General features: G+C 69.2%; 27 protein-coding genes. 20 read left to right on the top strand and 7 right to left on the bottom strand.

Going from position 1 to position 26,561, the window contains the following annotated elements; translation table 11 throughout:
- Position 1 precedes the first annotated feature (1 nt).
- Positions 2-835 (bottom strand): undecaprenyl-diphosphate phosphatase, encoded by an 834-nt coding sequence (locus tag ABD154_RS05180; RefSeq protein ID WP_198498794.1) that lies wholly within the window; start codon positions 833-835, stop codon positions 2-4.
- 72 nt (positions 836-907) lie between these two features.
- Between ABD154_RS05180 and ABD154_RS05175 the strand changes: the two genes are divergently transcribed.
- The gene (locus ABD154_RS05175; protein WP_198498793.1) at positions 908-1,807 is read left to right on the top strand and encodes an aldo/keto reductase; all 900 of its coding nucleotides are present in this window, start codon (positions 908-910) and stop codon (positions 1,805-1,807) included.
- 54 nt (positions 1,808-1,861) lie between these two features.
- On the opposite strand, the gene ABD154_RS05170 is transcribed toward ABD154_RS05175, so the two are convergent.
- On the bottom strand, positions 1,862-2,170 hold the full coding sequence (locus ABD154_RS05170; protein WP_198498792.1) for a hypothetical protein: 309 nt from the start codon (positions 2,168-2,170) through the stop codon (positions 1,862-1,864).
- 95 nt (positions 2,171-2,265) lie between these two features.
- Between ABD154_RS05170 and ABD154_RS05165 the strand changes: the two genes are divergently transcribed.
- Genes ABD154_RS05165 through mshC form a run of 3 tightly spaced genes read left to right on the top strand, consistent with a single transcriptional unit; the run spans position 2,266 to position 4,949 of the window.
- Positions 2,266-2,829, top strand: a complete 564-nt coding sequence (locus ABD154_RS05165) for a DUF3090 domain-containing protein (RefSeq protein ID WP_137824063.1) — start codon at positions 2,266-2,268, stop codon at positions 2,827-2,829.
- Positions 2,816-3,649 carry an SCO1664 family protein gene (locus ABD154_RS05160; RefSeq protein ID WP_232623600.1) on the top strand — a complete coding sequence of 278 codons (834 nt, stop codon included), beginning with the start codon at positions 2,816-2,818 and terminating at the stop codon, positions 3,647-3,649. Before ABD154_RS05165 ends, ABD154_RS05160 begins: the two co-directional genes overlap by 14 nt.
- A 40-nt stretch (positions 3,650-3,689) precedes the next feature.
- Complete coding sequence (mshC, locus tag ABD154_RS05155; RefSeq protein WP_198498791.1) at positions 3,690-4,949, top strand: cysteine--1-D-myo-inosityl 2-amino-2-deoxy-alpha-D-glucopyranoside ligase; 1,260 nt, start codon at positions 3,690-3,692, stop codon at positions 4,947-4,949.
- A gap of 1 nt (position 4,950) precedes the next feature.
- On the opposite strand, the gene ABD154_RS05150 is transcribed toward mshC, so the two are convergent.
- The gene (locus tag ABD154_RS05150) at positions 4,951-5,781 is read right to left on the bottom strand and encodes a proteasome assembly chaperone family protein (protein ID WP_198498790.1); all 831 of its coding nucleotides are present in this window, start codon (positions 5,779-5,781) and stop codon (positions 4,951-4,953) included.
- A gap of 22 nt (positions 5,782-5,803) precedes the next feature.
- Between ABD154_RS05150 and ABD154_RS05145 the strand changes: the two genes are divergently transcribed.
- Positions 5,804-6,463: an HAD family hydrolase gene (locus ABD154_RS05145; RefSeq protein ID WP_198498789.1), complete on the top strand. Its 660-nt coding sequence runs from the start codon at positions 5,804-5,806 to the stop codon at positions 6,461-6,463.
- Here ABD154_RS05145 and ABD154_RS05140 read toward each other — a convergent pair.
- Complete coding sequence (locus tag ABD154_RS05140; protein ID WP_344250472.1) at positions 6,441-7,250, bottom strand: RecB family exonuclease; 810 nt, start codon at positions 7,248-7,250, stop codon at positions 6,441-6,443. The genes ABD154_RS05145 and ABD154_RS05140 overlap by 23 nt on opposite strands.
- Before the next feature lie 153 nt (positions 7,251-7,403).
- Between ABD154_RS05140 and ABD154_RS05135 the strand changes: the two genes are divergently transcribed.
- Genes ABD154_RS05135 through arc form a run of 3 tightly spaced genes read left to right on the top strand, consistent with a single transcriptional unit; the run spans position 7,404 to position 11,378 of the window.
- A complete protein-coding gene (locus ABD154_RS05135) occupies positions 7,404-8,564 on the top strand; it encodes a site-2 protease family protein (protein ID WP_198498787.1) in 1,161 nt (386 codons plus the stop codon).
- A 46-nt stretch (positions 8,565-8,610) separates the two neighbouring features.
- Positions 8,611-9,735, top strand: a complete 1,125-nt coding sequence (locus ABD154_RS05130) for a tRNA (adenine-N1)-methyltransferase (protein ID WP_232623599.1) — start codon at positions 8,611-8,613, stop codon at positions 9,733-9,735.
- On the top strand, positions 9,732-11,378 hold the full coding sequence (gene arc / locus ABD154_RS05125) for a proteasome ATPase (RefSeq protein ID WP_198498786.1): 1,647 nt from the start codon (positions 9,732-9,734) through the stop codon (positions 11,376-11,378). The genes ABD154_RS05130 and arc overlap by 4 nt, the downstream gene beginning before the upstream one ends.
- Before the next feature lie 40 nt (positions 11,379-11,418).
- Here the strand turns inward: arc and ABD154_RS05120 are convergent, their stop codons facing one another.
- Positions 11,419-11,814: a DUF3054 domain-containing protein gene (locus ABD154_RS05120; RefSeq protein ID WP_198498785.1), complete on the bottom strand. Its 396-nt coding sequence runs from the start codon at positions 11,812-11,814 to the stop codon at positions 11,419-11,421.
- A 32-nt stretch (positions 11,815-11,846) separates the two neighbouring features.
- Between ABD154_RS05120 and dop the strand changes: the two genes are divergently transcribed.
- From dop to ABD154_RS05085, 7 genes are all read left to right on the top strand, one after another.
- A complete protein-coding gene (gene dop / locus ABD154_RS05115; RefSeq protein WP_198498784.1) occupies positions 11,847-13,385 on the top strand; it encodes a depupylase/deamidase Dop in 1,539 nt (512 codons plus the stop codon).
- The gene (locus ABD154_RS05110) at positions 13,385-13,576 is read left to right on the top strand and encodes a ubiquitin-like protein Pup (protein ID WP_095375555.1); all 192 of its coding nucleotides are present in this window, start codon (positions 13,385-13,387) and stop codon (positions 13,574-13,576) included. Before dop ends, ABD154_RS05110 begins: the two co-directional genes overlap by 1 nt.
- A gap of 1 nt (position 13,577) precedes the next feature.
- On the top strand, positions 13,578-14,378 hold the full coding sequence (gene prcB, locus ABD154_RS05105; protein ID WP_198498783.1) for a proteasome subunit beta: 801 nt from the start codon (positions 13,578-13,580) through the stop codon (positions 14,376-14,378).
- Positions 14,375-15,064: a proteasome subunit alpha gene (prcA, locus tag ABD154_RS05100; RefSeq protein WP_198498782.1), complete on the top strand. Its 690-nt coding sequence runs from the start codon at positions 14,375-14,377 to the stop codon at positions 15,062-15,064. Before prcB ends, prcA begins: the two co-directional genes overlap by 4 nt.
- A complete protein-coding gene (gene pafA, locus ABD154_RS05095; RefSeq protein WP_198500973.1) occupies positions 15,061-16,467 on the top strand; it encodes a Pup--protein ligase in 1,407 nt (468 codons plus the stop codon). Before prcA ends, pafA begins: the two co-directional genes overlap by 4 nt.
- A gap of 33 nt (positions 16,468-16,500) precedes the next feature.
- Positions 16,501-17,457 (top strand): FKBP-type peptidyl-prolyl cis-trans isomerase, encoded by a 957-nt coding sequence (locus ABD154_RS05090; protein ID WP_232623598.1) that lies wholly within the window; start codon positions 16,501-16,503, stop codon positions 17,455-17,457.
- A 61-nt stretch (positions 17,458-17,518) separates the two neighbouring features.
- The gene (locus ABD154_RS05085; protein WP_198498781.1) at positions 17,519-17,893 is read left to right on the top strand and encodes an FKBP-type peptidyl-prolyl cis-trans isomerase; all 375 of its coding nucleotides are present in this window, start codon (positions 17,519-17,521) and stop codon (positions 17,891-17,893) included.
- 12 nt (positions 17,894-17,905) lie between these two features.
- Here ABD154_RS05085 and ABD154_RS05080 read toward each other — a convergent pair whose 3' ends face one another.
- Positions 17,906-19,042 (bottom strand): DUF3866 family protein, encoded by a 1,137-nt coding sequence (locus ABD154_RS05080; RefSeq protein ID WP_198498780.1) that lies wholly within the window; start codon positions 19,040-19,042, stop codon positions 17,906-17,908.
- A 51-nt stretch (positions 19,043-19,093) separates the two neighbouring features.
- On the opposite strand from ABD154_RS05080, the gene ABD154_RS05075 reads away from it, so the two are divergent.
- The 5 genes from ABD154_RS05075 (at position 19,094) to ABD154_RS05055 (ending at position 24,866) form a co-directional block, all read left to right on the top strand.
- The gene (locus ABD154_RS05075) at positions 19,094-20,107 is read left to right on the top strand and encodes a helix-turn-helix transcriptional regulator (RefSeq protein ID WP_232623597.1); all 1,014 of its coding nucleotides are present in this window, start codon (positions 19,094-19,096) and stop codon (positions 20,105-20,107) included.
- Positions 20,091-20,978, top strand: coding sequence for a WYL domain-containing transcriptional regulator (locus ABD154_RS05070; RefSeq protein ID WP_198498779.1), 888 nt, complete (start codon positions 20,091-20,093; stop codon positions 20,976-20,978). The genes ABD154_RS05075 and ABD154_RS05070 overlap by 17 nt, the downstream gene beginning before the upstream one ends.
- Positions 20,979-21,052: 74 nt before the next feature.
- Entirely contained in the window at positions 21,053-21,334 is a 282-nt protein-coding gene (gene tatA, locus ABD154_RS05065; protein WP_232623596.1) for a Sec-independent protein translocase subunit TatA, read from the top strand.
- A 56-nt stretch (positions 21,335-21,390) separates the two neighbouring features.
- On the top strand, positions 21,391-22,179 hold the full coding sequence (gene tatC, locus ABD154_RS05060; RefSeq protein ID WP_171006939.1) for a twin-arginine translocase subunit TatC: 789 nt from the start codon (positions 21,391-21,393) through the stop codon (positions 22,177-22,179).
- Positions 22,176-24,866, top strand: coding sequence for a DEAD/DEAH box helicase (locus ABD154_RS05055; protein ID WP_344250459.1), 2,691 nt, complete (start codon positions 22,176-22,178; stop codon positions 24,864-24,866). Before tatC ends, ABD154_RS05055 begins: the two co-directional genes overlap by 4 nt.
- A gap of 54 nt (positions 24,867-24,920) precedes the next feature.
- Here ABD154_RS05055 and ABD154_RS05050 read toward each other — a convergent pair.
- A partial coding sequence (locus ABD154_RS05050) for a preprotein translocase subunit SecA (RefSeq protein WP_344250457.1) occupies positions 24,921-26,561 on the bottom strand: 1,641 nt, incomplete at its 5' end.

The raw sequence follows: 26,561 nt of genomic DNA, 5'->3' as shown, positions 1-26,561 counted from the left end.
CTCAGCCTGCGGCGAGGACGCCGGTGCCGAGGAGGATGAAGAGGAGGATGCCGAGCGCGACGCGGTACCACACGAAGATCGCGAACGACTTCGTCTGGATGTAGCGCAGGAACCAGTGGATGACGGCGAGGCCGAGGCAGAACGCGATGACGGTGGCGAGGATCGTCGGACCCCAGCCGAGCACCATCTCGGTGTCGCCGAGGCTCTTGACGATGCCGTAGAAGCCCGACCCGAGCACGGCGGGGATCGCCAGCAGGAACGAGTAGCGCGCAGCGGCGGGACGGTCGAAGCCCATGAACCGGCCGGCCATGATCGTGCCTCCCGAGCGGGAGACGCCGGGGATGAGGGCGAGAGCCTGCGCGAAGCCGTAGACGATGCCCTGTCCCCAGGTCATGTCCTCGATCGTGTACTGCTTCTTCCCCACCCAGTCCGCGAGGCCGATGATGAGGCCGAAGACGATGAGCATCGTCGCGGTGATCCACAGACTGCGGAAGGTCGTCTCGATGTAGTCCTGGAAGAGGAGTCCGAGGATGACGATGGGGATCGACCCGACGATGATGAGCCAGCCCAGGCGCACCTCGGGGTCCTTGCGGTCATGCCTGCCGACGAGCGCCAGGCACCACTTCGAGATGATGGAGACGATGTCGCGCCAGAAGTAGACGACGACGGCGAGCTCGGTGCCGATCTGGATGATCGCGGTGAAGAACGCCCCCGGATCCCGACCCGGCAGGAGCCATTCGCCGACGATGCGCACGTGCGCCGACGATGAGATCGGCAGGAATTCCGTGAGTGCCTGGACGATTCCGAGCACGGCGGCCACGAGCCATTCGTACATGCGTCTCCTAGGAGAAGAGGGTTGGCGGGAACGTGACCACGGTAGTCGGCGAATCGGGTAACCTCAAGAATCATGAACTCCAACCGCCTGGGAACGACCGGTCTTGACGTCAGCGATGTGGGTCTGGGCACCTTCGAGTGGGGGCATCGGGTCGACGGGCGGGACGCGCAGAGGCTCGTCGACGCCTACGCCGAGGCGGGCGGCAATCTCCTCGAACTTCCCAGCTCAGGCCTCCATGCGGCCGAAGTCCTCGGACAGGTCGACCTGCCGGACGCGGTGAGTGTGATGGGCAGGGTCGGGGTGTCGCTGAGTGAGTCCTCCCACATCGAGCTCGGGCTCGGGCGCGCCCGCATCCTCGACCAGGTCGCCGAGCTGCTGCGCGCGATCGGCCGCGAGCACCTCGACGTCCTCGTCCTCGACGTCTTCGACGCCGAGGTCGACAGGTCCGAGACCGCCTCGGCGATCGACACCCTGCTCACGCTCGGCACCGTCCGCTACGTCGGCGTCTCCCACCACACGGGATGGCAGCTCGCCGAGATGCGCGGGGCCGGCATTCCGATCGCGTGCGCGATCAGCGAATACTCCCTGCTCAACCGCGACGCCGATGCCGAGCTCGGACCGGCCTGCGACTATGCGGGCATCGGCCTCATCGCCGGTGCCGGGTTGGGCCGCGGGGTGCTTGCGGACAAGTACCAGCGCGGCACTCCCCAGGACTCCCGGCTGGCGGGGGAGCTCTCCGACTACGTCTCGCCCTACCTCGACGACAGGGCGTCGCGGGTGCTCGCGGGCGTGCGCCGGGCCGCGGCGGCCCTCGGGGTGAGCACGACGGACATCGCCCTGGCCTTCAACCGCGAACGCGGCATCGCCTCCACCCTCGTCTCCGCGCGCACCCCGGAGCAGCTGGGTCAGATCATGAGCAGCGACGTCACCCTCGAACCGGAGATCGCCGAGGTGCTCGAGCAGATCTCCTGAAGTCTCGGCTCCCGGCAGGCACCGGTCCTCGTGAGGGTCAGCCCTCGTGAGGCGTCAGCGCCGGGCGTCGTCGATGTCGTCCTCGTCCTCGTCATCGTCGTCATCGGCGACGCCGAACTCGTCGTAGTCCTCGTCTTCGTCGTCGGCCTTCGCATCCTCGACGTCGTCGAAGAGCTCGAACGGGGTGACTTCGTCATACGCGGTGTAGATGGCGTCTTCGTAGATCTCGAAGGCGTCGGCCAAAGCCATGTACGCGGCTTCGACTCGGGGGTCTTGGTCTCCATTGCGATGTGCGGATGCGGCGAAGTGCTCCCTCACCGCTTCGAGGAATGCGTCCAGGGCCTCACGAGGATCTGTGCTCATGAGTCAAATGTATCCCAGCACGACGGTCACGCCTAGGGTCGGCGCAGATGGCCGGGGTTCCGACGGCCGGGCGGCAGTGGATTAGGCTGGGCCACATGGCCTCACTCTACGATCACCCCACACCCGACCGCTTCGTCGTCGGCACGATCGGCCTGCCGGGGGAGCGGACCTTCCTCCTCCAAGCGAAGTCCGGCGACGCCCTGACGACGGTGATCGTCGAGAAGGAGCAGGTCGAGATCCTCGCCGACCGCATCACCGAGCTCCTCGACATGGTGATGATCAAGGACCCCGCCGCCCGCGTGCCGCAGACGGCGATCGACGACCGCATCGACAATGCCGGGCTCAACGTCCCCATCGACCCCGAGTTCCGGGTCGGGACGATGAGCCTGGGGTGGGACACCGTCGCCCACGAACTCGTCGTCGAGTGCTTCGAACTCACCGAGGAGGACGCGCAGGCCGGCACCTCGGCCGACCCCGATGACGACGAGGTCGAGCGCGATGTGCTGCGCACCGTCCTCGATGCGGCCGGTGCCCGCGAGTTCGCGCGCCGCGCCGAGCAGGTCGTCTCCGCCGGGCGCGGGGACTGCCCGTTCTGCTCGCTGCCGCTCGAACCCGAAGGCCACCTCTGCCCGCGCGCCAACGGTGTTGCACGAGCCTGACGGCCCGGCGGCGGTCGACCGCCTCGTCGAATCCGCGCTGACCGGCGGGGAGCCCACGCTCATGGGAGACATCCCGCGGGCGAGCAACTCGACCTCGCTCGTCGTCGTCGACCACGCCGACCGCGTGCTCAAGGCCGTCTACAAGCCGATCGCCGGCGAGAGACCCCTCCACGACTTCCCCGACGGCACCTTGGGGCTGCGCGAAGTCGCCGCGTACCGGCTCAGCGCCCACCTCGGCCTGCGGGTCGTCCCGCCCACCGTGCTCCGCACCGATCTGCCGCACGGTCCCGGCTCCCTCCAGGCCTACGTCGAGGACGCCGGCGACGACGCCGACGTCGCGCTCACCGAGATCGACGGGATCCCCGAGGCGTTCGCCCCGATGTTCGCCCTGCGCACCGAGGACGGACGGGACCTCGTCCTCTCCCACAGCCTCGGCGAGGAGCTGCGCCGGGTCGCCTTCTTCGATCTGCTCGCCGGCAACGCCGACCGCAAGGCCGGGCACATCATCACTGGCAGCGTGCTGCCCGGGGTGACCGGGGGGTTCGGGACGTTCGGCATCGACAACGGATTGAGCTTCCACCCGGAGGAGAAGCTGCGCACGGTGCTCTGGGGATTCGCCGACTCCGCGTTCGATGACACCGAGCGCGCGGCCCTCGACGAGGTCGCGGCCATGCCCGCGGTGCTCGTCGACGCGCTCACCGAGTGCCTGCGGGAGACGGAGATCACAGCGCTCGCGCAGCGGGCGCAGACCCTGGCCGACACCGGGATCTTCCCCCCTCCGCCCGAGGACAGGACGGCGATTCCCTGGCCGCCGATCTAGGACGTGCTCGCGACCGCCGGTCTCGGTTAGGCTGGTCTGCGTGAAATCATGGTCCGCACCTGAGCTGCCCCAGCTGTCCACCACCGGCACAGTCCCCACCGTCTTCGACACCGGGGCGCGCAGCCCGAGGCGACTGAGCGGACGCGACGGCAGAGCAGCCCTCTACGTCTGCGGGATCACCCCCTACGATGCGACCCACCTCGGCCATGCCGCGACCTATGTCGCCTTCGACCTGCTGGGCCGGGTGTGGCGCGATGCCGGCCTCGACGTCGTCTACGTCCAGAACACGACCGATGTCGACGACCCGCTGCTCGAACGCGCCGCGGCCACGGGCGTGGACTGGCGCGAACTCGCCGAGTCGCAGATCCAGCTCTTCCGCGACGACATGGAGGCGCTGCGCGTCATCCCGCCCCAGGACTACGTCGGCGTCGTCGAATCGATTCCGCGGATCGCCGCCGCCGTCAGCGCCCTCCTCGCCGAGGGGGCCGCGTACACCCTGGACAACGGTGACGTCTACTACCGGGTGGACACCCCGATTCAGCCGCCGTTCGGCAGCGTCAGCCACGACGATCGGGCGACGATGCTGCGCCTGTCCGCCGAGCGCGGCGGCGACCCGGAGACCCCCGGCAAGGAGAATCCGCTCGACCCGCTGCTGTGGCGCGCGGCCCGCGACGGCGAACCCTCCTGGGACGGCGGGGCGCTCGGTCCCGGACGCCCGGGCTGGCACATCGAGTGCACGGTCATCGCCGACGACTGTCTCGGCCTGCCCGTCGACGTCCAGGGCGGCGGCAGCGACCTCATCTTCCCGCACCACGAGATGGGCGCCGCCCACGCCGCGGCGTGGCAGCGCACGCCGCTGGCGCGGACGTTCATGCACACGGGCATGGTCGGCTTCGAGGGCGAGAAGATGAGCAAGTCGAAGGGCAACCTCGTCCTCGTCTCGCAGCTGCTCGCCGAGGGCGTCGACCCTATGGTCATCCGCACCGTGCTCCTGTCGAACCACTACCGCAGCGACTGGAACTTCACCCGCGACCTCCTCGACTCCGCGGCCGAGCGCCTCGCCGCATGGAAGCACGCGGCGACGTGCGAATCGGAGTGCCGGGAGGGGCTGCGCACCCACATCATCGGCCTCCTGCGCGAAGCCCTCGCCGACGACCTCGACAGCCCCCGGGCCCTGGGGATCCTCGACGAATGGGCCGAGCACTACGCCGACACACCGGCCGGGGAGCCCGGCGCCGTGACCGGGGAGCGGGTCGCCGACGCCGTCGACGCCCTGCTCGGCATCCGGCTGCGCGACTGACTCAGCGCTCGCGGCCGCGTCCGCGCAGGTAGCGTTCGAATTCCGCGGCGATCGCCTCGCCGCTGGCCTCGGGCAGCTCGGTCGCGTCGATGCGCTGCTCGAGGCGCCCGAGCAGCTCGGCCAGCTGCGGATTGCCCGACACGACCTCATCGGCGCCGAGCTCCCAGGCTCGGCTCTCCTCCTCGAGGATGGGAATGTCGATCTCGATCCCCGTGGTCTTCTCGACGGCCCGGACGAGTGCGAGTTCGGCCTTCGGCGACGGCGAGTCCCCGAGGTAGTCGGGCACGCCCACCCAGAGGTTGATCGCGGTGAGCTGCCGCCACGAGCACGCGACCCCGAGGAGTCCGAGGATGCCGATGGGCCCTTCGTAGCTGTTGATCTCGATGCCCAGCTGCGCGGCGAGGTCGGGGTCCTCGGTGTTCGCGACGACCGGCAGCGGCCGGGTGTGGGGCACCTCGGCGTGGAGGCCGCCGAGGAGGACGACGGAATCGTCCTCACCCACCTCGGCGAGGATGAGGGAGAGGAACTCCCGCCATTTGAGTCCGGGCTCGTGCCCGTGGATGACGGTGACGGCACGTCCCTCATGGGTGCCGCGGTGGACCTCGACGCCGGGCCACGCGATGCTCGCGCGTCCCGTCTCATCGCGTTCGATCTCCGGTTCGGAGAAGCGGAACTCGTAGAAGCCGTCGGTGTCGAGGATCTCGCTGTCGTCGAGCCCCCACGTGTCGATGATGTCCTTGACCAGCGAGCTCGCCGCCTCCGAAGCATCGGCGTCCTGCCCCTCGAAGGCGATGAAGACGAGCGCACCGTGACCTGATGGGAGAAATGTCATGCGACCACATTACGCTGGAACCATGACGAATCCTGGCGCGGTCCTCTGGGACATGGACGGAACCCTGGTCGACACCGAACCGTACTGGATCGAGGCCGAGACCGAGCTCATGGCCGCCCATGGACTGCCGTGGTCGGAGGAGCAGGGCCTCGAGTTCGTCGGCAACGATCTCCTCACCTCCGGCAGCCTCATGCGGGAGGCCGGACTCGACCTGCCCGCCCCCGTCATCGTCGACACGCTGCTCGCGGCCGTCATCGCCCGCATCGCGGAGTCCGTGCCCTTCCGGCCCGGCGCGCTCGAGCTGCTGAGCGCGCTGCGGGAGGAGGGGATTCCGTGTGTGATGGTGACGATGTCCTACCGCAGCCTCGCCGAGGCGGTCATCGCCGCGTGCCCGCCCGACAGCTTCGTCGGGCTCATCTCCGGTGACGAGGTCAGCGCCGGCAAACCCGATCCGGAGCCCTACCTCGCGGGAGCCGCGCTGCTCGGTCTCGATCCCGGCAGGTGCATCGCCCTCGAGGACTCCCGGCCCGGACTGGCCAGCGCCGAGGCGGCGGGCACGATCGCGATCGGCATCCCGCACCTCGTCGACCTCGACCCCGCCCCCGGCACGACCCTGTGGACGAGCCTCGCCGGACACGACGTCGACGATCTGCGCGCGCTCACGTCCCGACTATCCGCGTGATCTCCGGGGTCGGGGGAGCGGCGTTGCCCCAGGCCGGGCACAGGGGCTTGAACGAGCACCAGTTGCACAGCGGGGACTTCCGGGGACGCCAGCGATCGGCTTCGGCGGCTGCGAAGATGTCGTTCCAGATCGCGGCGATCTCGAATTCGCTGGCCTCGAGATCGGCCGGAGTCGGATGGGATTTGAGGATGCTCCGCGAGCCGAGGTACATGAGCTGGAGCGTGTGGACGAGCTCTCCGGTGAGCCGGTACTCGACGAGCGCGTAGAACCCCATCTGGAACTTCGCCTCCCGCCCGTACTGGGGTTTCGGCTGCTTGCCGGTCTTGTAGTCGACGAGGCGCTTCTCCCCGCCCGGGGCGACGTCGACCCGGTCGATGAACCCGCGCAGCTCGAGCCCGTTGTCCAGCGTCGTCGTCACGTACTTCTCCGTCGTCTCCGGTTCGAGATGCTCGGGGTACTCGAGGGTGAAGTACGCGCGCACGAGGTTGTGGGCGGATGTGAAGAATGTCTCCTTCTCCTGATCATCGGCGAAGATCTCGAGCACGGTCGGGTCCTTCTCCACCAGGGCGTCCCAGCTCGGGGAGAGCATCGCCTGGGCGGCGTCCTCGGTGCGCTCGGCCGCCGGCAGCGTGAAGAGCTGCTCGAGCACGGAGTGGACGAGCGTGCCCTTGAATGCCGCCTGTGAAGGGGGTTCCGGAAGCCTGTCAATGCTGCGGAAGCGGAACTTCAAGGGGCATTGCACGAAGTCGTTCGCACGGGACGGAGAGAGACTGGTGAGCTCGGCCATGCACCCACTCTAACGAGGGGTCCTGACACGGGCCGGGCACGACGCGGCAGGCCCCGTCGAGTTGAGCGGACACGACGCGTCTGACATGGTGAAGGCCTCTGCCGCTGTTAGGCTGAGAATCCCGACCCCAACGTGCAAGAGGATGTCCTTTTCATGGCCGCGAAGAACCACCAGACCGGCGCCTCATCCGGCGTGCGCCTGGGGACCGTTCTCGGCGCCCCCGTCATCCTCGCGTGGTCGTGGTTCCTCGCCGCGATCGTCATCACGATCCTCTTCGCCCCGTGGGTGCACACGGTGCGCCCCGACCTCGGGCTGTGGTCGTGGGCGGTGGCGTTCGCCTACGCCGTCCTCCTCTTCGCCTCGGTGTTCCTCCACGAACTCGCCCACGGCGTCGCCGGCCAGTTCTACGGGCAGAAGGTCGCGGCGATCGAGCTCAACATCTGGGGCGGCTTCACCCGCTTCGAACCGCAGGTCGACAACCCGCGCGACAAGGCGGCGATGACGAGCTTCGTCATCTCCATCGTCGGGCCCATCGTCAACATCGTCCTCGCCCTCCTCGGGTGGTGGTGCCTGAGCGCGGTCACCCCGTACTCGGTGCCGTGGCTGCTCCTCGTCGCGATCACCTTCGCCAACGTCGCCCTCGGCGCGATCAACCTGCTCCCGGGCATCCCGCTCGACGGCGGGTGGGCGCTGCAGGCGCTGATGTGGCGGATCACCGGGTCCCAGTACCTCGGCACGATCGTCGCGAGCTGGGTGGGGCGGATCATCGCGATCGGCTTCATCGGCTGGTCGGTCATCACCCCGCTGCTCGCCGGTCAGCGGCCCGATCCGCTCAACGTCGCCTGGATGTCGCTCATCGCCATCATGCTGTGGTTCTCCGCCGGGGATGCCGCGACCCATGCGAAGCGGGCCCGGAAGATGGAGACCTACGATCTGCGGCAGGTCATCCAGCCGGCGATCGCCGCGACCTGGGACGCCGATCTCGCCGACACCCTCGACTATGCGAACACGCTCGGCCATGCCAAGGAGCGCACGCTCATCGTCGTCCTCGACCAGAAGGGGCTGCCCTACGGTCTCGTCGACCGCCACGCCGCGGCCGGTCGCCTTGCCGAATCGATGACCCACATCCCCGTCGGCGAAGTGGCCAGGCCCCTTGCCGGCTGGATCGGGGTGCCCAAGGACATCACGGCACCGCATCTGCTCGAGTCGCTCACCCACCGCCCCAAGGCGCAGTTCTGCCTGGTCATGGACGGCAACACGCTCGTCGGCGTCATCGATCTGCAGGAGTTCTTCGACGAGCTTCTCGCGGCCTGAACCGGTGTGCGTAAGGCACACCTCACCAGCGTAGAGTAGAAGCATCATGACTCAGCCTCACCGACCCGACACCGCACTGCGCGCGGGGGAGAAGATCCAACTCACCGATCCCAAGGGCCGGATGCACACGATCGTGCTCGCCTCCGGAGAGGTGTTCCACACCCACAAGGGACTCATCAGCCACGACGACATCATCGGCCGTCCCGAGGGCATCGTCGTGACGAACTCCGGGGGTGTGGACTTCCAGGTCTTCCGCCCCCTCTACGAGGACTTCGTGCTCTCGATGCCGCGCGGGGCCGCCGTCGTCTACCCGAAGGACTCGGGTCTCATCGTCACCCTCGGCGACGTGTTCCCCGGAGCCACCGTCGTCGAGGCGGGCGTCGGGTCGGGCGCCCTGTCGATCGCCCTGCTGCGCGCCGTCGGGCCCCAGGGCCGCCTCCACTCCTTCGAGCTGCGCGAGGAGTTCGCCCACATCGCCGCGGGCAACATCGCCGACTTCTTCGACGGCGCCCCCGACAACTGGGCGGTCACGGTCGGCGACCTCGCCGAGACCCTGCCCGCGGAGTTCGCCCCCGGCACGGTCGACCGCGTCGTCCTCGACATGCTCACCCCGTGGAACGTGCTCGCCGCCGTCACGGAGGCGCTGGCTCCCGGGGGCGTCGTCATCGCCTACGTCGCGACCGTCCCGCAGCTCTCGCGCTTCGTCGAGGCGGTCCGGGAGACCGGGTGCTTCAGCGAACCTAGCGCGATGGAGTCGATGGTCCGCGGCTGGCACGTCGACGGACTCGCCGTCCGTCCCGACCACAGGATGATCGCCCACACCGGCTTCCTCGTCATCGCCCGCAGAATGGCACCGGGGGAGGTGCCCCTGGAGAAGAAGAAACGCCCCCAGGGTGCGCCGGCCTCGACCGCCGACGTCGAGGCGTGGACCGGAGGAGAGGTGACGGAGACGGCGATCGGCACCCGGGTGGCGACCGGCAAGAAGCTGCGTCGGGTGATGCGCGAGGCCGGCAGACGACTCGAGACTCCCGGCACCAATCCGGCACAGCCAGCCGCAGACCAGCCTGACCCGGCGCCGCCTGCCGGAGACCAGACCGACCCGGCACAGCCTGCCGCAGACCAGCCGGCCGCAGCGGCCACGGACCCAGAGCAGAAGGAGGACAGCCGATGACAGAGACACCGACGAGCGAGGTGAAGAAGCTGCGGGAGGACACCGCCTCCCTGCGTCAGCAGCTGTTCACCGCCGGCAAGCGGAACGAGGCGCTGTCGAAGACGCTGCGCACCGCCCGGGAGGAGCTCGGGCGGATCAAGGAGGAGGCCAGGCGGCTGACCGAGCCCCCGAACAGCTGGGGGACCCTCATCGCCGTCGACGACGCGGGCCTGTTCGCCGATGTCATCGTCGGCGGACGGCGGATGCGGGTGGCGGTCGGTCCCGAGGTCGAGGCGAAGTCGCTGCGTCCCGGCACCGAGGTGCTCCTGTCCGAGGGCCTCGTCATCATCGGCACCGGCGACTTCGGCTCGGTCGGCAGCGTCGTCACCGTCCGCGAGTTCATCGACGACACCCGCATCCTCGTCGGCGCTCCCGGCGACGACGAGCAGGTCTACGTCCTCACGCAGGAGGTCCTCGACTCAGGCGTCCGCCTCGGCGATGCCGTCGTCGTCGACACCCGCACCCACTTCGCCCTCGAGGTCGTCGAGAAGCCGGAGGTGTCCTCGCTCCTGCTCGAAGAGGTCCCCGACATCACGTACTCGGACATCGGCGGTCTCGCCGATCAGATCGGGCAGATCCAGGACGCCGTCGAACTGCCCTTCGAGCACCCGCAGCTCTACACCGAGCACGGGCTCAAACCGCCCAAGGGCATCCTCCTCTACGGTCCGCCCGGCTGCGGCAAGACGCTCATCGCCAAGGCGGTCGCGAACTCGCTCGCCGAACGCAGCTCGGAACGGGCGCGGAAGACCTACTTCCTCAACATCAAGGGCCCCGAACTCCTCGACAAGTACGTCGGGGAGACGGAGCGGCAGCTCCGGCTGATCTTCGCCCGAGCCCGTGAGAAGGCCTCGGCCGGGTTCCCCGTCGTCGTCTTCTTCGACGAGATGGAATCGCTGTTCCGCACCCGCGGCACCGGCAAGTCCTCCGACGTCGAGACGACGATCGTTCCGCAGCTGCTCACGGAGATCGACGGCGTCGAGCAGCTCGACAACGTCATCGTCATCGGCGCCTCGAACCGCGAGGACCTCATCGACCCCGCGATCCTGCGGCCCGGTCGCCTCGACGTGAAGATCCGCATCGAACGGCCCGACGCCGAGGCCGCGCGCGACATCTTCGGCAAGTACCTCACCCCGGCGCTGCCGCTGCGGGAGAGCCTCGTGGCCGAACACGGCGGAGCCGAAGCCACGGTCAGCGCCCTCATCGACTACTGCGTCGAGCGGATGTACGCGAGCGTGCCGGAGAACGAGTTCGTCGAGGCCACCTACGCCGACGGCTCCCGCGAGGTCCTCCACTTCTCCGACTTCGCCTCGGGCGCGATGATCCACAACATCGTCGACCGGGCGAAGAAAGGGGCGATCAAGTCACTGCTCGAGACCGGGCAGCGGGGTCTGCATCCCGAGCACTTCGCCGAGGCGATCGCCGAGGAGTTCAGCGAGCACGAGGACCTGCCGAACACGACGAACCCCGACGAGTGGGCGCGGATCTCCGGGCGCAAGGGCGAGCGGGTCACCCATCTGCGGATGATGCACCTCGACACGACCCGCGGAGCCCCGACGCTCGAGTCCGAGATCGCCGAGGCGACCCCGAACCCCGACCTGCTCTGAGGCCGGACCGGGTCCGGGCTTGTGGGTCGTGGTCTGCGGCTCAGCGGCGGCGCTTGCCGCCGCCGGAGACGGCGGTGGCGATGACCCGCCAGCCGACGAGGGTGATGAAGTTGAGCGTCGTGGCGACGATCATGAAGCTCACGGGAACCTGCCCGGGATCCCCGCCGGCGCCGGTGAGGCCGCGGATGACGAGGCCGAGCAGCACGGTGATCGCCCAGATCCCCGTGCCCGAGGCGAGCGGGGACAGCGGTCGGTCCCACACCGCGGCGAGCACCCACGCGACGACGAGGGCGGCGACGAACGGCCAGGCGGTCGTGACGATGCCCTGCGGGTCGAGGTCGTTAGAGTGGGTGTAATGCCCGATGATCGTGAAGAGGATCACGAGCACGAGGTCGACGACTAGGGCGATCGGGAGATGAGATTTCTTCGCAGCCACGAGTGCGAGTCTAACGGTGGAGGGAGCAGGTCATGATCACGGTGCACCGGGTGATGGGAGCCGAGACCGAGTTCGGGCTGAGCCAGCCGGGCAACCCCGGGGCGAACCCGATGCGCGACTCCGCGCGCGTCGTCGACGCATATGCGGGACCGCGCGGTCTCAAGTCGTCCCAGAGCTTCTGGGACTTCGAGACCGAGTCCCCGCTCGCCGATGCCCGCGGGTTCCTCATGAACGTCGCCGACGCCGACGCCTCCCAGCTCACGCACCTGCCCGCCGAGGCGGTCGAAGCCGAGTACCTCGCCAACGTCGTCACGGAGAACGGCGCCCGCTACTACGTCGACCACGCCCACCCCGAGTACTCCTCTCCCGAGGTGCTCACCCCGCGTGACCTCGTCGCCTACGACCGGGCCGGGGATCTCGTCGCCCTGGCCTCCGTCCGTCGGCTGGCCGCCACCGACGCGCCGGTCAACCTCTACAAGAACAACACCGATTCGAAGGGCGCCTCCTACGGCACCCATGAGAACTACCTCGTCGACCGCACCGTCGACTTCGACGACCTCGTCGCCGGGCTCATCCCGTTCTTCGTCACCCGGCAGATCCTCTGCGGCTCCGGTCGGGTCGGGATCGGCCGCGAAGCGGAGACCCCCGGCTTCCAGATCTCCTCGCGGGCGGACTTCTTCGAAGCCCAGGTCGGACTCGAGACGACCCTGCGCCGCCCCATCGTCAACACCCGTGACGAACCGCATGCCGATCCCGACCGGTACCGCCGACTCCACGTCATCATCGGCGACGCCACCCTCGCCGAACCCGCGACCCTCGTCCGGTTCGGCTCGACCGCCCTCGTCCTCGGCCTCATCGAGGCGGGTCTGGCCCCCCGGATCGAGCTCGCCGACCCGCTCCAGGCGCTCTGGGACGTCTCCCATGATCTCCAGCTGAGCACCCGCCTGCCGCTGGCCGACGGGTCTCACCTGACCGCCCTGGAGATCCAGGACCTCTACTGGACCGCGTGCCGGGAGCACGCGGGCGATGACCCGGAGACGCAGGAGGTGCTCGCCGAATGGCGTCGCTTCCTCGACGGTCTCGCGACCGATCCCACCACGCTCGCCGATTCGATCGACTGGGTCGCCAAATGGGTGCTCCTCGACGGCTACCGGCAGCGGGAGGGACTGTCCTGGGATCATCCCAAGCTCGCCCTCATCGACGTCCAGTACCACGATGTGCGCCCCGAGAAGGGCCTCTTCCACAAGCTCGAGAGGGCCGGGCGGATCACCCGTCTGACGACGCCGGAGGAGGTCGAGGCCGCCGTCACCACCCCGCCGGAGGGCACCCGGGCCTACCTCAGGGGACTCGCGGTGACGCGGTTCTCCGACGCCCTCGTCGCCGCCAGCTGGGACTCCCTCGTCTTCGACGCCGGGGCCGCCGGGCTGGTGCGCCTGCCGATGAGCGAACCCCGCAAGGGAACCCGCGCCCTGCTCGCCGAGCGGCTGTCCGGCGTCGACGACGTCGACGGCCTGCTCACGGCCCTGGGAGTGACTAGACTGAGCGCCAAGACGCAAGAGAGAAGGCTGTGATGAGCTCGAACGAACAGATCAACAAGGACCACTCCGCCGGTGGGGACGAGCCGCCGGTCGATCCGCCGCAGGCGGTGTCCGCCCAGATCAACACCGAGAACGTCGATTCGATCCTCGACGAGATCGACAGCGTGCTCGAGTCCAACGCCGAAGAGTTCGTCCGCAACTTCGTGCAGAAGGGCGGCCAATGAGATGGCAGGGTTCCCGCCTGCATTCCTCAGCTCGACGAGCAACTCCTTCATCGACCTCATCCGGGACCTCGCCCCGGACGCGCTGCCGCAGCCGCAGGGCTCTGCGATGAGCGAGCAGCTGCCGCACGCGACGACGATCGTCGCGTTCCACACCGGCTCCGGCGTCCTCATGGCCGGCGACCGGCGGGCGACGATCGGGAACATGATCGCCTCCCACGCGATGGAGAAGGTGCGTCCCGCCGACGACTACTCCGTCATCGGCATCGCCGGCACCGCCGGTGTCGCCCTCGACCTCATCCGGCTCTTCCAGCTCGAGCTCGAGCACTACGAGAAGATCGAGGACGCCCGGCTCTCCCTCGGTGGGAAGGCCAACCGGCTCGCGGCGATGCTGCGCGGCAACCTCGGACTGGCGATGCAGGGACTGAGCGTCGTGCCGATGTTCGCCGGCGTCGACGACTCCCGCCCCCAGGGTCAGATCTTCAGCTTCGACATCACCGGCGGCAAGTACGAGGAGCACCGCTTCCACGCGATCGGCTCGGGCTCCGGGTTCGCCCGGGGTGCGCTGAAGAAGCTCTGGGAGCCCGGACTCGAGCCCGATGCCGCGCTCACCGTCGCCGTCGAAGCCCTCTTCGACGCCTCCGACGACGATTCGGCGACCGGGGGACCGGACTTCGTGCGGAAGCTCGCCCCGACGGTCTTCACCGTCGAACTCGGCACCGGGGTCAGGGAGGTCCCCGCCGACCGGGTGCTCGCCACCGCCGCCGAGGTGGTCGCGGAGCGGACGCGGAAGGCACAGGCATGACTCAGGCACCGTTCTACGTCTCACCCGAACAGCTGATGAAGGATCGGGCGGACTTCGCGCGCAAGGGCATCGCCCGCGGCCGGTCCGTCGTCGTCCTCCGCTACGACACGGGCATCCTCCTGCTCGCCGAGAACCCTTCGCCGACGCTGCACAAGATCGCCGAGATCTACGACCGCATCGGCTTCGCCGCCGTCGGCAAGTACAACGAGTTCGAGACGCTGCGGCAGGCCGGGGTCCGCTACGCGGACCTGCGCGGCTACTCCTACGACCGCAGCGACGTCACCGCCCGGGGACTGACGAACGCCTACGCCCAGACACTGGCCGGGGTGTTCACGACCGAGTCGAAGCCCTTCGAGGTCGAACTCGTCGTCGCCGAGCTCGGCCGGACCGCCGCGACCGACCAGCTCTATCGGATCACCTACGACGGGTCCGTCATCGATGAGACGGAGCACGTGGCCATCGGCGGTCAGGCCGATGCGATCACCGCCCGCCTCAAGGGGATCGTCACGAGCGCCAAGCCGCTCACCGCGGTCGTCGACCTCGGCGTCGAGGCGCTCAAGGCCGCCGGTTCGGGTCCGCTGCCCGTCGACGACCTCGAAGCCGCCGTGCTCGACCGCGAGGTGCCCGGACATCGCACCTTCCGGCGGCTCTCCGATGCCGCCCTGGCCGAGCTCAGGTCGGACTGATGGCCCGCATCTACGGGCTCGAGACCGAGTACGGGCTCGCCCACACCCCGGGGGAGGACCGGCGGCGGATCGGTCCCGAGGAGATCGCCCGCTACCTCTTCCGACCGGTCGTCAGCTGGGGGCGGTCGTCGAACGTCTTCCTCCCCAACGGCTCCCGCCTCTACCTCGACGTCGGCTCCCACCCGGAGTACGCGACGGCCGAATGCGATTCGCTGCCCGACCTGCTCGCCCAGGACAGGGCCGGCGAGGCGCTGATGATCGACCTCCTCGATCAGGCGCAGGAGGCCCTGGCCGCCGACGGGCTGACCGGGCGGATCCACATGGTGAAGAACAACACGGATGCGGCGGGCAACTCCTACGGCTCGCACGAGAACTTCCTCATCCGGCGCGGCCTCGACTTCAACCGGCTGACCACCGTGCTCCTGCCCTTCCTCGTCACCCGGCAGCTGCTCGTCGGGGCCGGGGCGATCATTCCCCGCACCTCCTCCTTCCATCCCGACGAGGACGTCACGCGCACGGACATGACCTTCGGCCTCTCCGCCCGCTCCGATGTCATGTGGGAGGGCCTGTCCTCGGCGACGACCCGGTCGCGGCCGATCATCAACGCCCGCGACGAACCGCACGCGGATGCGGAGAAGTACCGCCGGCTCCACGTCATCGTCGGCGACTCCTCGATGTCGACGGCCACCTCGGCGCTCAAGCTCGGCTCCGCCGTGCTCATGCTCGACCTCATCGAACAGGGGGCGCGCCTCCCCGACCACGGGCTGCGCCACCCCGTCCGCGACATCCGCGTCATCGCCCGCGACCTCACGGGCAGGACCGTCCTCGAACGCAGCGACGGGTCGACGACGACGCCGCTGGGACTGCTCGCCGACTACCGGGACCGGGCGGCCCACCTCGTCGAGACCGGTGACCACAGCCTCGGCGACGAGGCGCTGGCCGCCTACGTCATCGACCTGTGGTCGCGGATGCTCACCGCCGTCGAGGCGCAGGACTTCGCGGGCGTCGACACCGAGATCGACTGGGTGATCAAGCGCACGCTCATCGACCGGGCGATGGCCCGCGGTGACATCGGGCTGAGCGACCCGCAGATCCAGCGTCTCGACATCGCCTACCACGACATCACCCCGGCCACCGGGCTCTTCCCCAGACTCGAGGCGGCGGGCCTGGCGAAGAGCCTCGTCAGCCGGCAGGCCCAGGACGCGGCGAAGGAGGCTCCGCCGCAGACGACGCGGGCGGCCGTGCGCGGAGAGTTCATCCGCGCCGCCCACGACGCCCGCCGCGACTACACCGTCGACTGGGTCCACCTGCGCCTCAACGACGAATCGGGCCGCGCCGTGGCGCTCAAGGATCCCTTCTCTCCGACGCATCCGCAGGCGGAAGCTCTCATCGCCGGCCTGTAGGATCGTCTGGAACATTCCGACGAAAGGAACCACGTGCGCACCACAGTGCTCAGCGCCATCGCGGCAGCCGTGCTGCTGCTCTCGGCCTGCGGGTCGTCCGAGCCCGACGACAGCGGAGCGAGCGCTCCGGCCTCCGTGCCCGCCCAGGACGCGAAGTCGACGAGCCTCGACGACATCACCGTCGACGGCGATCCGGGCGAGAAGCCGACAGTGGAGTTCACCGCCCCGCTCGTCGTCGAATCGACCGAGGCGAAGGTGCTCAGCGAGGGCGACGGCGATCCGGTGGCCGCCGGCGAGCAGGTCACCGCGCAGATGACGCTGGTCTCCGGCGTCACCGGCGAGGTCATCGAGTCGAGCTACGACTCGGGTTCGCCCGCCGGGTTCCCCATGGACAAGTCCCAGATCTCCGAGGACCTCTACACCGCGATCGAGGGCAAGAAGGTCGGCTCCCGGGTGCTCATGACCCTCAACGGCAGCCCCCAGCAGGGTCAGCCGAGCCAGACGCTCATCTACGTCATCGACATCGAGAAGACCTCGCAGCCGCTCACCCGCGCCGAGGGCGAGGAGGCCGACCAGTCCGGCAACCCCGTGACCGTGACGTGGGAGGACAACGGCGAACCGAAGATCACCGCTCCCACCGGCGACAAGCCGAGCGACCTCCAGTCGTTCACGACGATCGAGGGCACCGGCCCCGAGGTCAAGGAGGGCCAGACCGTCGCCGTGAAGTACACCGGATGGCTGTGGGACGACACGTCGCAGCCGTTCGACTCGAACTGGCCCGAGGGCAGCCAGCCGTTCCCCGTCTCCCCGGTGGGTCAGGCCAACGTCATCGACGGCTGGAACGAAGGCCTCATCGGGCACAAGGTCGGCAGCCAGATCGTCCTCGTCATTCCCCCGGACAAGGGGTACGGCTCGGCCGGCAGCCCGCCGAAGATCCCGGAGAACGCGACGCTGATCTTCGTCATCGACATCCTCTCGGCCGACGGCTGAGACGGCACGAGCGCTCGACCGCCCGGTCAGGCGCTGCAGTCCACCACCAAGGAGGAACACCATGGCCAAGCAGAAGCCCGAAGTCGAATTCCCCGGCGGGGAGGCTCCCACGGAGCTCGTCATCGTCGACGACATCATCGGCGACGGCCCCGAGGCGAAGCCCGGGGACACCGTGAGCGTCAACTACGTCGGCGTCGCCCACTCGACGGGCGAGGAGTTCGACGCCTCGTACAACCGCGGCACCCCGCTCGAGTTCCGTCTCGGCTCCGGCATGGTCATCGCCGGCTGGGACCAGGGCATCCAGGGGATGAAGGTCGGCGGCCGCCGCACCCTGCAGATCCCCGCGCACCTCGCCTACGGCGATCAGGGTGCCGGCGGGGTCATCAAGCCCGGCGAGTCGCTGATCTTCGTCTGCGACCTCGAAGGCGTCCGCTGAGCCGACGCCGACTCAGGCGGGGGAGACGAGCCCCGCCGCATACCTGCCCGCCGCGGCGGCAGCGAGGAACGCTGCCGCATCGGCGGGCAGTCTGCGTCCCATCGTCGACAGGCCCACGGGGCTGTCCTCCAGGGCCGCCCACAGCCCGGTGAGATCGACGTCGACGAGCTCATGGTCGCGCAGCTGCGGCAGCTGGTCGGCGACCACTTCGGCGATGACCTGCGGGTCGGGATCCATGGCGGCGCGGTCGGTCTCCGGCAGCGTCGCGAAGTCGGGCACCGGCACCCGCACGCCCGGACGGGCCACCTCGGCGAGCGCGGTGAGCGTATGGTGGGAGATCCCGAAATGCCGGCCCCGGGCGTCGGCGTTCGACATCCGCAGCACCCCGACGGGGATGCCGCCGAGGAGGGCGGCGGCGTTGAGGTGCTCGCCGACGACGAGACCGGAGAACCCGTACTTCGTTCCCGTTCCGAGGTTGCCCGGTCCCTGCGCGACGACGGCGATGTCGGCGCCGAGGACGTGCTTGGCCGCGAGCAGGCCGGTGTGGATCGTCACCGCCTCGTGATCAGCACCCCACGACTGACCCGTGCTGATGCTGCCGGCGATCCACCCGGCAGCGGTGAGACCGGCCACGGCCTGGGAGAACGCGGCCGGCAGCGCCGCGCCGTCGGTGAGGATGTAGGCGATGCGCAGCGTCGGATCGACGGCGCGGATGCCGGCGACGATCGCCGGCAGCGCGGAGTGGAGGTCGGCGACGACGACGGGCATGCCGTCGATCGAGTCCGCCGCGGCGAGGGTCTCATGATGCTCCGACTCCTGATCGTCGACGCCGAGGACCATCGTCTGCAGGGGGGAGTAGCGGTCCTTGACGAGATGGCCGGGACCCGGGGCCGGGTCCGCGGGCAGACGGTCGGGCAACGCCACGATGAGGCCGAAGCCGCCGGTGCCGAGCCGCTTCGCGAGCGCGGAGACGTTGAGCAGGACGGTGTCGCCGACCTGCGGCGTGCCGACCGCCTCGGTGTAGGCGATCGCCCTGATCCGGGCCACATCCGTGCCCGGCAGCGGCCGATCGAGGTCGGCGTCGACCTCGGTGAGGCCGGGACGGGAGGAGCGGATGCCTGCGACAGTGCCTGTGCGCCAATGAATCATGGTCCCAACCCTATCGCCCGATCCCTGTGGCGGTGGGTTACGGTGGATGCTGTGAACACACAACGCGCCAGCCGCCAGCGGCAGCAGACCGAGCGGCTGATGAACCTGCTCATCGCCCTGCGGGCGGCCCGCGGCTGGGTGTCCCGGACGACCCTGATGAGCGCCATCGACGGCTACGGCGACCTCGACGACGCCGCCTTCGACCGCAAGTTCTCCCGCGACAAGGAGCTGCTGCGGCACATGGGGATCACGATCGCGACCCGCGGCGAGCACGACGCGTACTCCGATGTCGGGGAGACCGGGTACCGGATCTCCACCGACGACTATGCGATGGGCGATGTCGATCTCACCCCCGCCGAGGCGGCAGCGGTGGCCGTGGCCGCGCGCTTCTGGTCCGACACCGAACTCGGCGCCTCGAGTGCGCAGGCCCTGACGAAGCTGCGGGCGCTCGGCATCGAGCTCACCGCCGGGCAGGGGCTGAGCATCGGCCCGGGGGCGGCGAGCAAACTCGGCAACGTCAACTTCGCCACCGCCCTCCACCACATCAACGCCCGGGAAGCGGTGAGCTTCAAGTACCACAAGCCCGGGCAGAGCCCGCGGAAGGTGCGCCTCGAACCCTACGCCCTGCTCAGCCGCGGGGACCGGGTCTACCTCATCGGCTTCGACCTCGACCGGGGTGCCGAACGCACGTTCCGGCTCACCCGGATCGAGGGGAAGCTCACCAAGCTCGGCGGACGGGAGCCCGGGGACTACGAGATCCCCGCCGACTTCGCGCCCGCGGTCAGCCTCCAGGCGAGCACCGAGATGGCCGTCGTCACCGAGGCGCGGCTGCGCCTCGCCGCCCACCGGGCCGATCCGCTGCGCCGGCGCCGGGTGCGCGAGGACGGCGAGGACATCATCGTCGAGTACTCCGACGCCCAGACGCTCGCCGCCGAGATCGTCGGCTTCGGCGACGCCGTCGAGGTCCGCGGGCCCGCCGAGCTCGTCCGCGCGGTGCAGGCGCGCCGGGAGACGATCGCCGATTCCCTCGACCGCTTGGGAGGTCGCAGTGTCCTCAGCGCGTGAGAGGCTCACCCGGCTGCTCAGCCTCGTGCCCTACCTCGACGCCCACCCCGGCGCCGACCTCGAGGAGACGGCGGCGTACTTCGGCATCGACGCGGCGACCCTCATCGACGACCTCGAGCTCCTCTTCGTCACCGGTCGTCCCGGCCACATGCCCGACGACCTCATCGACGCGACGTGGGACGGCGGGAAGATCTTTATCTCCAACGCCGAGGAGGTCTCCGTCCCCGTGCGCCTGAGCGCCGAGGAGGCCGGTGTCCTCGTCCTCGCCCTCGAGCTCATCGCCGCCCTGCCGGGACTCGACGCCGAGGCGGTGCGCACGGCGGCGGCGAAGCTGCGGGTCGCGGCAGGGGAGAACCTCCACACCCCCGTCGACGTCGATCCCGTCCCCGCCGACGAGGAGCTGATGAGCGCGCTCAAGGGGTTCATCGCCGCCGAGGCGGCCGTCGAGATCGACTACTACGTCGAGTCCCGCGACGAACTGACCACGCGCACCATCGCCCCCACGCGGCTCGTGCCCGGGGCCGACTGGTATCTCGATGCGTGGTGCTACTCCGCGCAGGGCCCGCGCCGCTTCGCCCTGTCCCGGATCCGCGCCTGGACGGAGACCGCGCATCCGCCGATGCACGAGGGTGCCGCCCCCGAGGCGCCGACCGAGGTGACGATGACCCTGACCGCGGCCGGGGCGTGGCTCGCCGACGAGCTCGACGTCCGTGAGCGGACGTACGGCGTCGACGGCGACGGCAGCGTCGAGATCCGTCTCACCGTTCACTCCCGCGACTGGCTGGCCCGGTTCCTCCTCGGCCATGCCGACGTCGTCTCCGCCATCGACGCGCCGGCCGCGGTGGCCGCCGCCCGGGAGCGCCTCGGCTGATCGGCGCGCGCGGATGAAAGGCTCAGCCGCACAGCGTAGAATTGCCAGGAGCAGTCACAAGCCTAGGAGCTCTCATGAACTTAAGCCCCATGCACATCGCCGTGGTGGTCATCGTCATCATCCTCATCTTCGGTGCTCCCAAGCTGCCGATGCTGGCCAGGAGCCTCGGCCAGTCGCTGAAGATCTTCAAGTCCGAGGTCAAGGACCTCCGCAGCGATGACAACGAAGAGAAGACCACCGAACCGGGTCAGCTGGGACGAGAGTCCGACCAGTCGGCCCCGCGCACCACGCCTGATGCCGCGCCGAACCCGTCCGCGGCGCAGCCGAACCAGGATCCGCAGTCTCGCGAGAAGTGAAATCCCACAGCGAACGGAGCGGCCTGTCCTCACGGAAGAAGAACCCTGAGAAGAAGATGCCCGTCATGGGGCATCTCATCGAACTGCGCAACCGGTTCGTCATCGCGGCCGTCGCCATCCTCCTCGGCGCCATCGGCGGCTGGTTCCTCTACGACCCGGTCCTCGACATCCTCCAGGAGCCGGTGAGGACGATCAACGACTCCACCGGTCGGGTGGCGCAGGTCAACTTCGCCGGCGTCGCCTCGCCGTTCGACATGAAGATCAAGCTCTCGTTCTTCATCGGCCTCTTCATCTCGTGCCCGATCTGGCTCTATCAGGTCTGGGCGTTCGTCGTCCCCGGCCTGACGAAGAAGGAGAAGCGCTACTCGTTCGGGTTCCTCGGCGCCGCCGTCCCGCTCTTCCTCGCGGGCGCCGCGATGGCGTTCTTCGCGCTGCCGAACGCCGTCAAGGCCCTGACCTCGTTCACGCCCTCTGGCGCGACGAACATCATCCCGGCGCAGGACTACCTCAACTTCGTCATGGTCATCATCGTCGTCTTCGGCCTCGCCTTCGTGCTGCCCGTCCTCATGGTCGGACTCAACATGCTCGGCATCCTCTCGGCGACGCGGATCCGCAAGTCCTGGCGCATCATCGTGATGATCACCTTCGTCTTCGCCGCCGTCGCCACCCCCACCCCCGATGCGATGTCGATGTTCTTCCTCGTCATCCCCATGCTCACGCTCTTCTGCCTGGCGTGGGGGATCTGCGTGCTCGGCGACCGCAGACGCAAGCGCAAGCTCGTCGCCCAGGGCGTCTGGGTCGACCCGGACGAACTCGACGACGACGATGAGAAGGGACAGCGATGAACGACTCCCAGAGTCCGGCCGCCGCGTATGCGGAGTTCCGGGCCCGCGCCGAACGCGACCAGACGCCGCTGGGACGGTTCATCGCCCGCACCGACTTCGCCCTCGACGACTTCCAGCTCGAGGCCTGCACCGAACTGCAGGAGGGCAAGGACGTCCTCGTCACCGCGCCCACCGGGGCGGGCAAGACGATCATCGCCGAATTCGCCGTCGACCTCGCGATGGACGAGGGCAAGCGGGTCTTCTACACGACCCCGATCAAGGCCCTGAGCAATCAGAAGTTCGCCGATCTCGTCGCCGTCCACGGGGCGGAGAACGTCGGCCTCCTCACCGGTGACACGTCGATCCGGCGCGATGCGCCGATCATCGTCATGACGACCGAAGTGCTGCGCAACATGCTCTACAACGACCCCGAGGGCCTCGACGACCTCGGCTTCGTCGTCCTCGACGAGGTCCACTACCTCGCCGACCGCTTCCGCGGGCCCGTGTGGGAAGAGGTCATCATCCACCTGCCCGAACGCGTCCAGGTCGTCTCGCTCTCGGCGACGGTGTCGAACGTCGAGGAGTTCGGGGCGTGGCTGCGCGAGGTCCGCGGGCCGACGACGGTGATCTCGACCTCGCACCGTCCGGTGCCGCTGGTCAACCACGCGCTCGTCGGGCACCGCATGTACGACCTCTTCACCCACCACGACTCCGAGCGCATCGATCCCGCCCTCTCCCACGCCACCCGGACGTACGGGGGACCGCGGTCGAAGCGCGAGCGCGGGGCCAAGGCCCGCTTCCGCCGGCCCAGCCGCACGCAGATCGTCGCCTCCCTCGCCGAGGCGGGGATGCTGCCGGCGATCATGTTCATCTTCTCCCGCAACGGCTGCGACGAAGCCGTCGAGCAGTACATCGCCACAGGGGCCGACCTCAACACGCGTGAGGACAAGGTCATCGTCAACGCCGCGCTCGAGCGACTGCGCGACGAACTGCCCGCCGAGGACCTCGGAATCCTCGGCTACCACTCGTTCCGCGAGGGGCTCCTCCTCGGCGTGGCCGCCCACCATGCCGGGATGATCCCGCAGTTCAAGGAACTCGTCGAGGAGCTCTTCTCCGCCGGCGTCATCAAGGTCGTCTTCGCCACGGAGACCCTGGCGCTGGGCATCAACATGCCCGCCCGCACCGTCGTCCTCGAGAAGCTCGTGAAGTTCAACGGCGAAGCCCATGCGTCGATCACCCCGGGGGAGTACACGCAGCTGACCGGCCGCGCCGCCCGCCGCGGCATCGACCGGATCGGCCACGCCGTCGTCGTGTGGCATCCGACGATGGACATCAGCGAGGTCGCCGGTCTCGCCTCGAACCGCTCGTACGCGCTGAGCTCGGCGTTCGGTCCGACATACAACATGACGGCGAACCTGCTCTCCCGGATGAGTCCCGCCGACGCGGCGAAGGTGCTCGAGACCTCGTTCGCCCAGTTCCAGGCCGACAAGGCCGTCGTCGGTCTGGCCCGGAAGGTCCGGAAGAACGAAGCGACGATCGCGGCGTACGAGACGTCGATGCAGTGCGACCGCGGCGACTTCGGCGAGTACGCGCGGCTGCGGCAGCAGATCTCCGAGACGGAGAAGCAGGAGACGCGGACGAAGTCGAAGACGAAGCAGCGGGACATCGTCGAATCGCTGACCGCGCTCAAGGTCGGCGATGTCATCACCCTGCCGACGAAGCGCGTCGAGGGCACCGCGGTGATCATCGCCCCGATGAGCTCCCGCGACGGGGTCTCCCGGCTGCCGACGGTGCTCACCGAACAGGGCAAGGTCTGGCATCTGCGTCCCCACGAGGTCACCGAACCGGTCGCCTCGATGGGGCGGATCAAGGTGCCGAAGAAGTTCAATCACCGGCAGGCCGCCGACCGGCGGGTGCTGCTCGGCATCCTCGCCGAGGCGATCGCCGACGGCCGCGTCGACCGTGACGCGCACTGGGTCTCGACCCCGACGGGCACCGGGGTGAGCACGACGGTCGCCGAACTCCAGGCGCGGCTGCGGGCCCATCCCTGCCATGACTGTCCCGACCGCGAGATGCACGCCCGGTGGGCCAATCGCGCGGCGAAGCTGCAGAAGGAGAACGCGTCGCTCATCAAGCGCATCGAGGGACGCACGACCTCGATCGCCCTCGTCTTCGAACGCGTGCAGGAGGTGCTGGCGACGCTCGGGTTCGACCCGGAGCATTCTGACATGCTGCGCCGCATCTACGGGGAGCGCGACCTCCTCGTGGCGCTGACGGTCCGCGCCGGCCTCTGGGACAGGCTCACGGAACCCGAACTCGCGGCCTTCGCCTCGAGCTTCGTCTACCAGGCCCGGCGCAGCGAGAGCTTCCACGCCGAACGCGCCCCCAGCCGCGACCTCAAGGTCGCAGGCGATGAGGCGATCGACCTGTGGAAGGAGCTCTACCGGCTCGAGGAGCAGCACGCGCTGACCCCGACGCCGGAACCCGACCGCGGGCTGTTCACTCCGATGTACCGGTGGACGGAGGGCAAGAACCTCGCCGAGTCCCTGCGGGGCACGGACATCGCCGCCGGCGACTTCGTCCGCTGGGCGAAGCAGACGCTCGACCTCCTCGGACAGCTCACCGAGGTCGTCACCCCGGAGACCGCGGTGCGCATCCGCCGGACCATCGATGCGGTGCGCCGCGGCGTCGTCGCCGACGACTCCTGAGGCGACGACGCGCGAGCCGCCGGCTCGCGTACCCCTGCCTCGCGAGCCGGCGCCTCAGCGGCGGATGCGCTTGACGATGTTCTCGATGTCGGAGCCGAAGGCGTTCTCCGTCGTCAGATAGGTCCACGTCGACGAGGGGCGCTTGAGGCCGTGGGAGGCGAGGTCGATCCCGGTGTCGGTGAACTCCGCTTCCTCGACCGTGGCCTGCGAGTCGTCGAGGACATCGGACCAGAACGAGGAGAACACGCGGATCGACTCCGTGTTGAACGCCTCGTGCGGCTTCTCCTTCGCGAAGGTGCGCAGGTGGATGCCCTCCCGCAGGTCGTTGAGGAACGCGAGATGGTCGACCCACCGGGCGTCGAGGTGGAAGAGGAGCACGGAGCGCAGGCTCTCATCGATGAGGTCGGTCGAATGCTCCTTCTCGAGGTCGGTCACCGTGTCCCCGAGGCGCTCCCTGAGCTCGTCGATCGCCTCGTTGTCCTCCCGCAGCTCCCGGCGGCGGGCGAGGACGAGTTCGCGCTGCTTGGCCATGAGCTCGTTGAACCGCCACGTGTCGCGGTGCAGGGCCGTGTTCTGCCCCTCCGCGACCCGCTGGGCGTGCTCGACGAGGGTGAGGGCCCGCTTCGATTCGATCCATCCGTTCTCATCGCCCTCGGTGACGAAGCGCTGGATCTCCGGGACGCGGGTGAGGAGCTCGTCCTCGAGGCTTGTGAAGAACACCGATGATCCCGGATCCCCCTGCCGTCCGGCACGACCGCGCAGCTGGTCGTCGAGGCGGGAGGAGAGGTAGCGTCCGGCGCCGATGACGAGCAGCCCGCCGGCCTCGGCGACCTCGTCGTCGGCGAGGCGGATGTCGGTGCCGCGCCCGGCCATCTGGGTCGACACGGTCACGGCGCCGGCGCGTCCGGCATCGCCGATGATCGCGGCTTCGGCCGAGTCGTCCTTGGCATTGAGGACGGCGACGTCGACGCCGCGGTCGATGAGGCGGGCGGCCAGGGATTCGCTTTCGGCCACCGAGGAGGTGCCGATGAGCACGGGGCGGCCCTTCGTGTGGTTCTCGACGACCTCCTCGACGATGGCCCGCTCCTTCGACTCCTGATACGTGTAGAGCCGGTCGGGTTCGTCATCGCGGATGACGGGCAGATGCGTGTCGACGGGGACGATCTCGAGTGAGTAGAACTCGCGGAGGTCGTCGCCGACGGCGAGCGCCGTTCCGGTCATCCCGCACACGGTGGCATAGCCGTGGATGAGCTCTTCGACCGTCATCTGGTCGAGGATCTCCCCGCTCTCGGTGGTCACGAGCTTCTCCTTGGCCTCGACGGCGGCCTGGAGGCCGTCGGGCCAGCGCTGGAGTTCGGCGACGCGGCCGCGGGAGGCGGAGATGAGCTTGATCGCTCCGTCGACGACGAGGTAGTCGACGTCGCGTTTGACGAGCGCCTTGGCGTAGAGGGCGAGGTTGACGGCGGCGAGGTCTGCCGCGCCGTCGCCGTAGAGCTCGACCCCGAGTTCGTCCTCGACGCGGGTGACGCCGTCGTCGGTCAGGGACACCGCGCGGCGGTCGGGGCTGATCTCGTAGTCGACGCCCGGGTGGAGGGTCTCGACGAGCGCGGCGATGCGCTCGTTGCCGTCCTCGATGCTCGAGGAGCCGGCGAGGACGAGGGGGACCCTGGCTTCGTCGATGAGGACGGAGTCGGC

The sequence above is a fragment of the Brevibacterium sanguinis genome (genome assembly GCF_039528855.1).
Taxonomy (GTDB): Bacteria; Actinomycetota; Actinomycetes; order Actinomycetales; family Brevibacteriaceae; genus Brevibacterium; species Brevibacterium sanguinis.
This window is presented reverse-complemented; position numbering and strand designations above follow the sequence as displayed.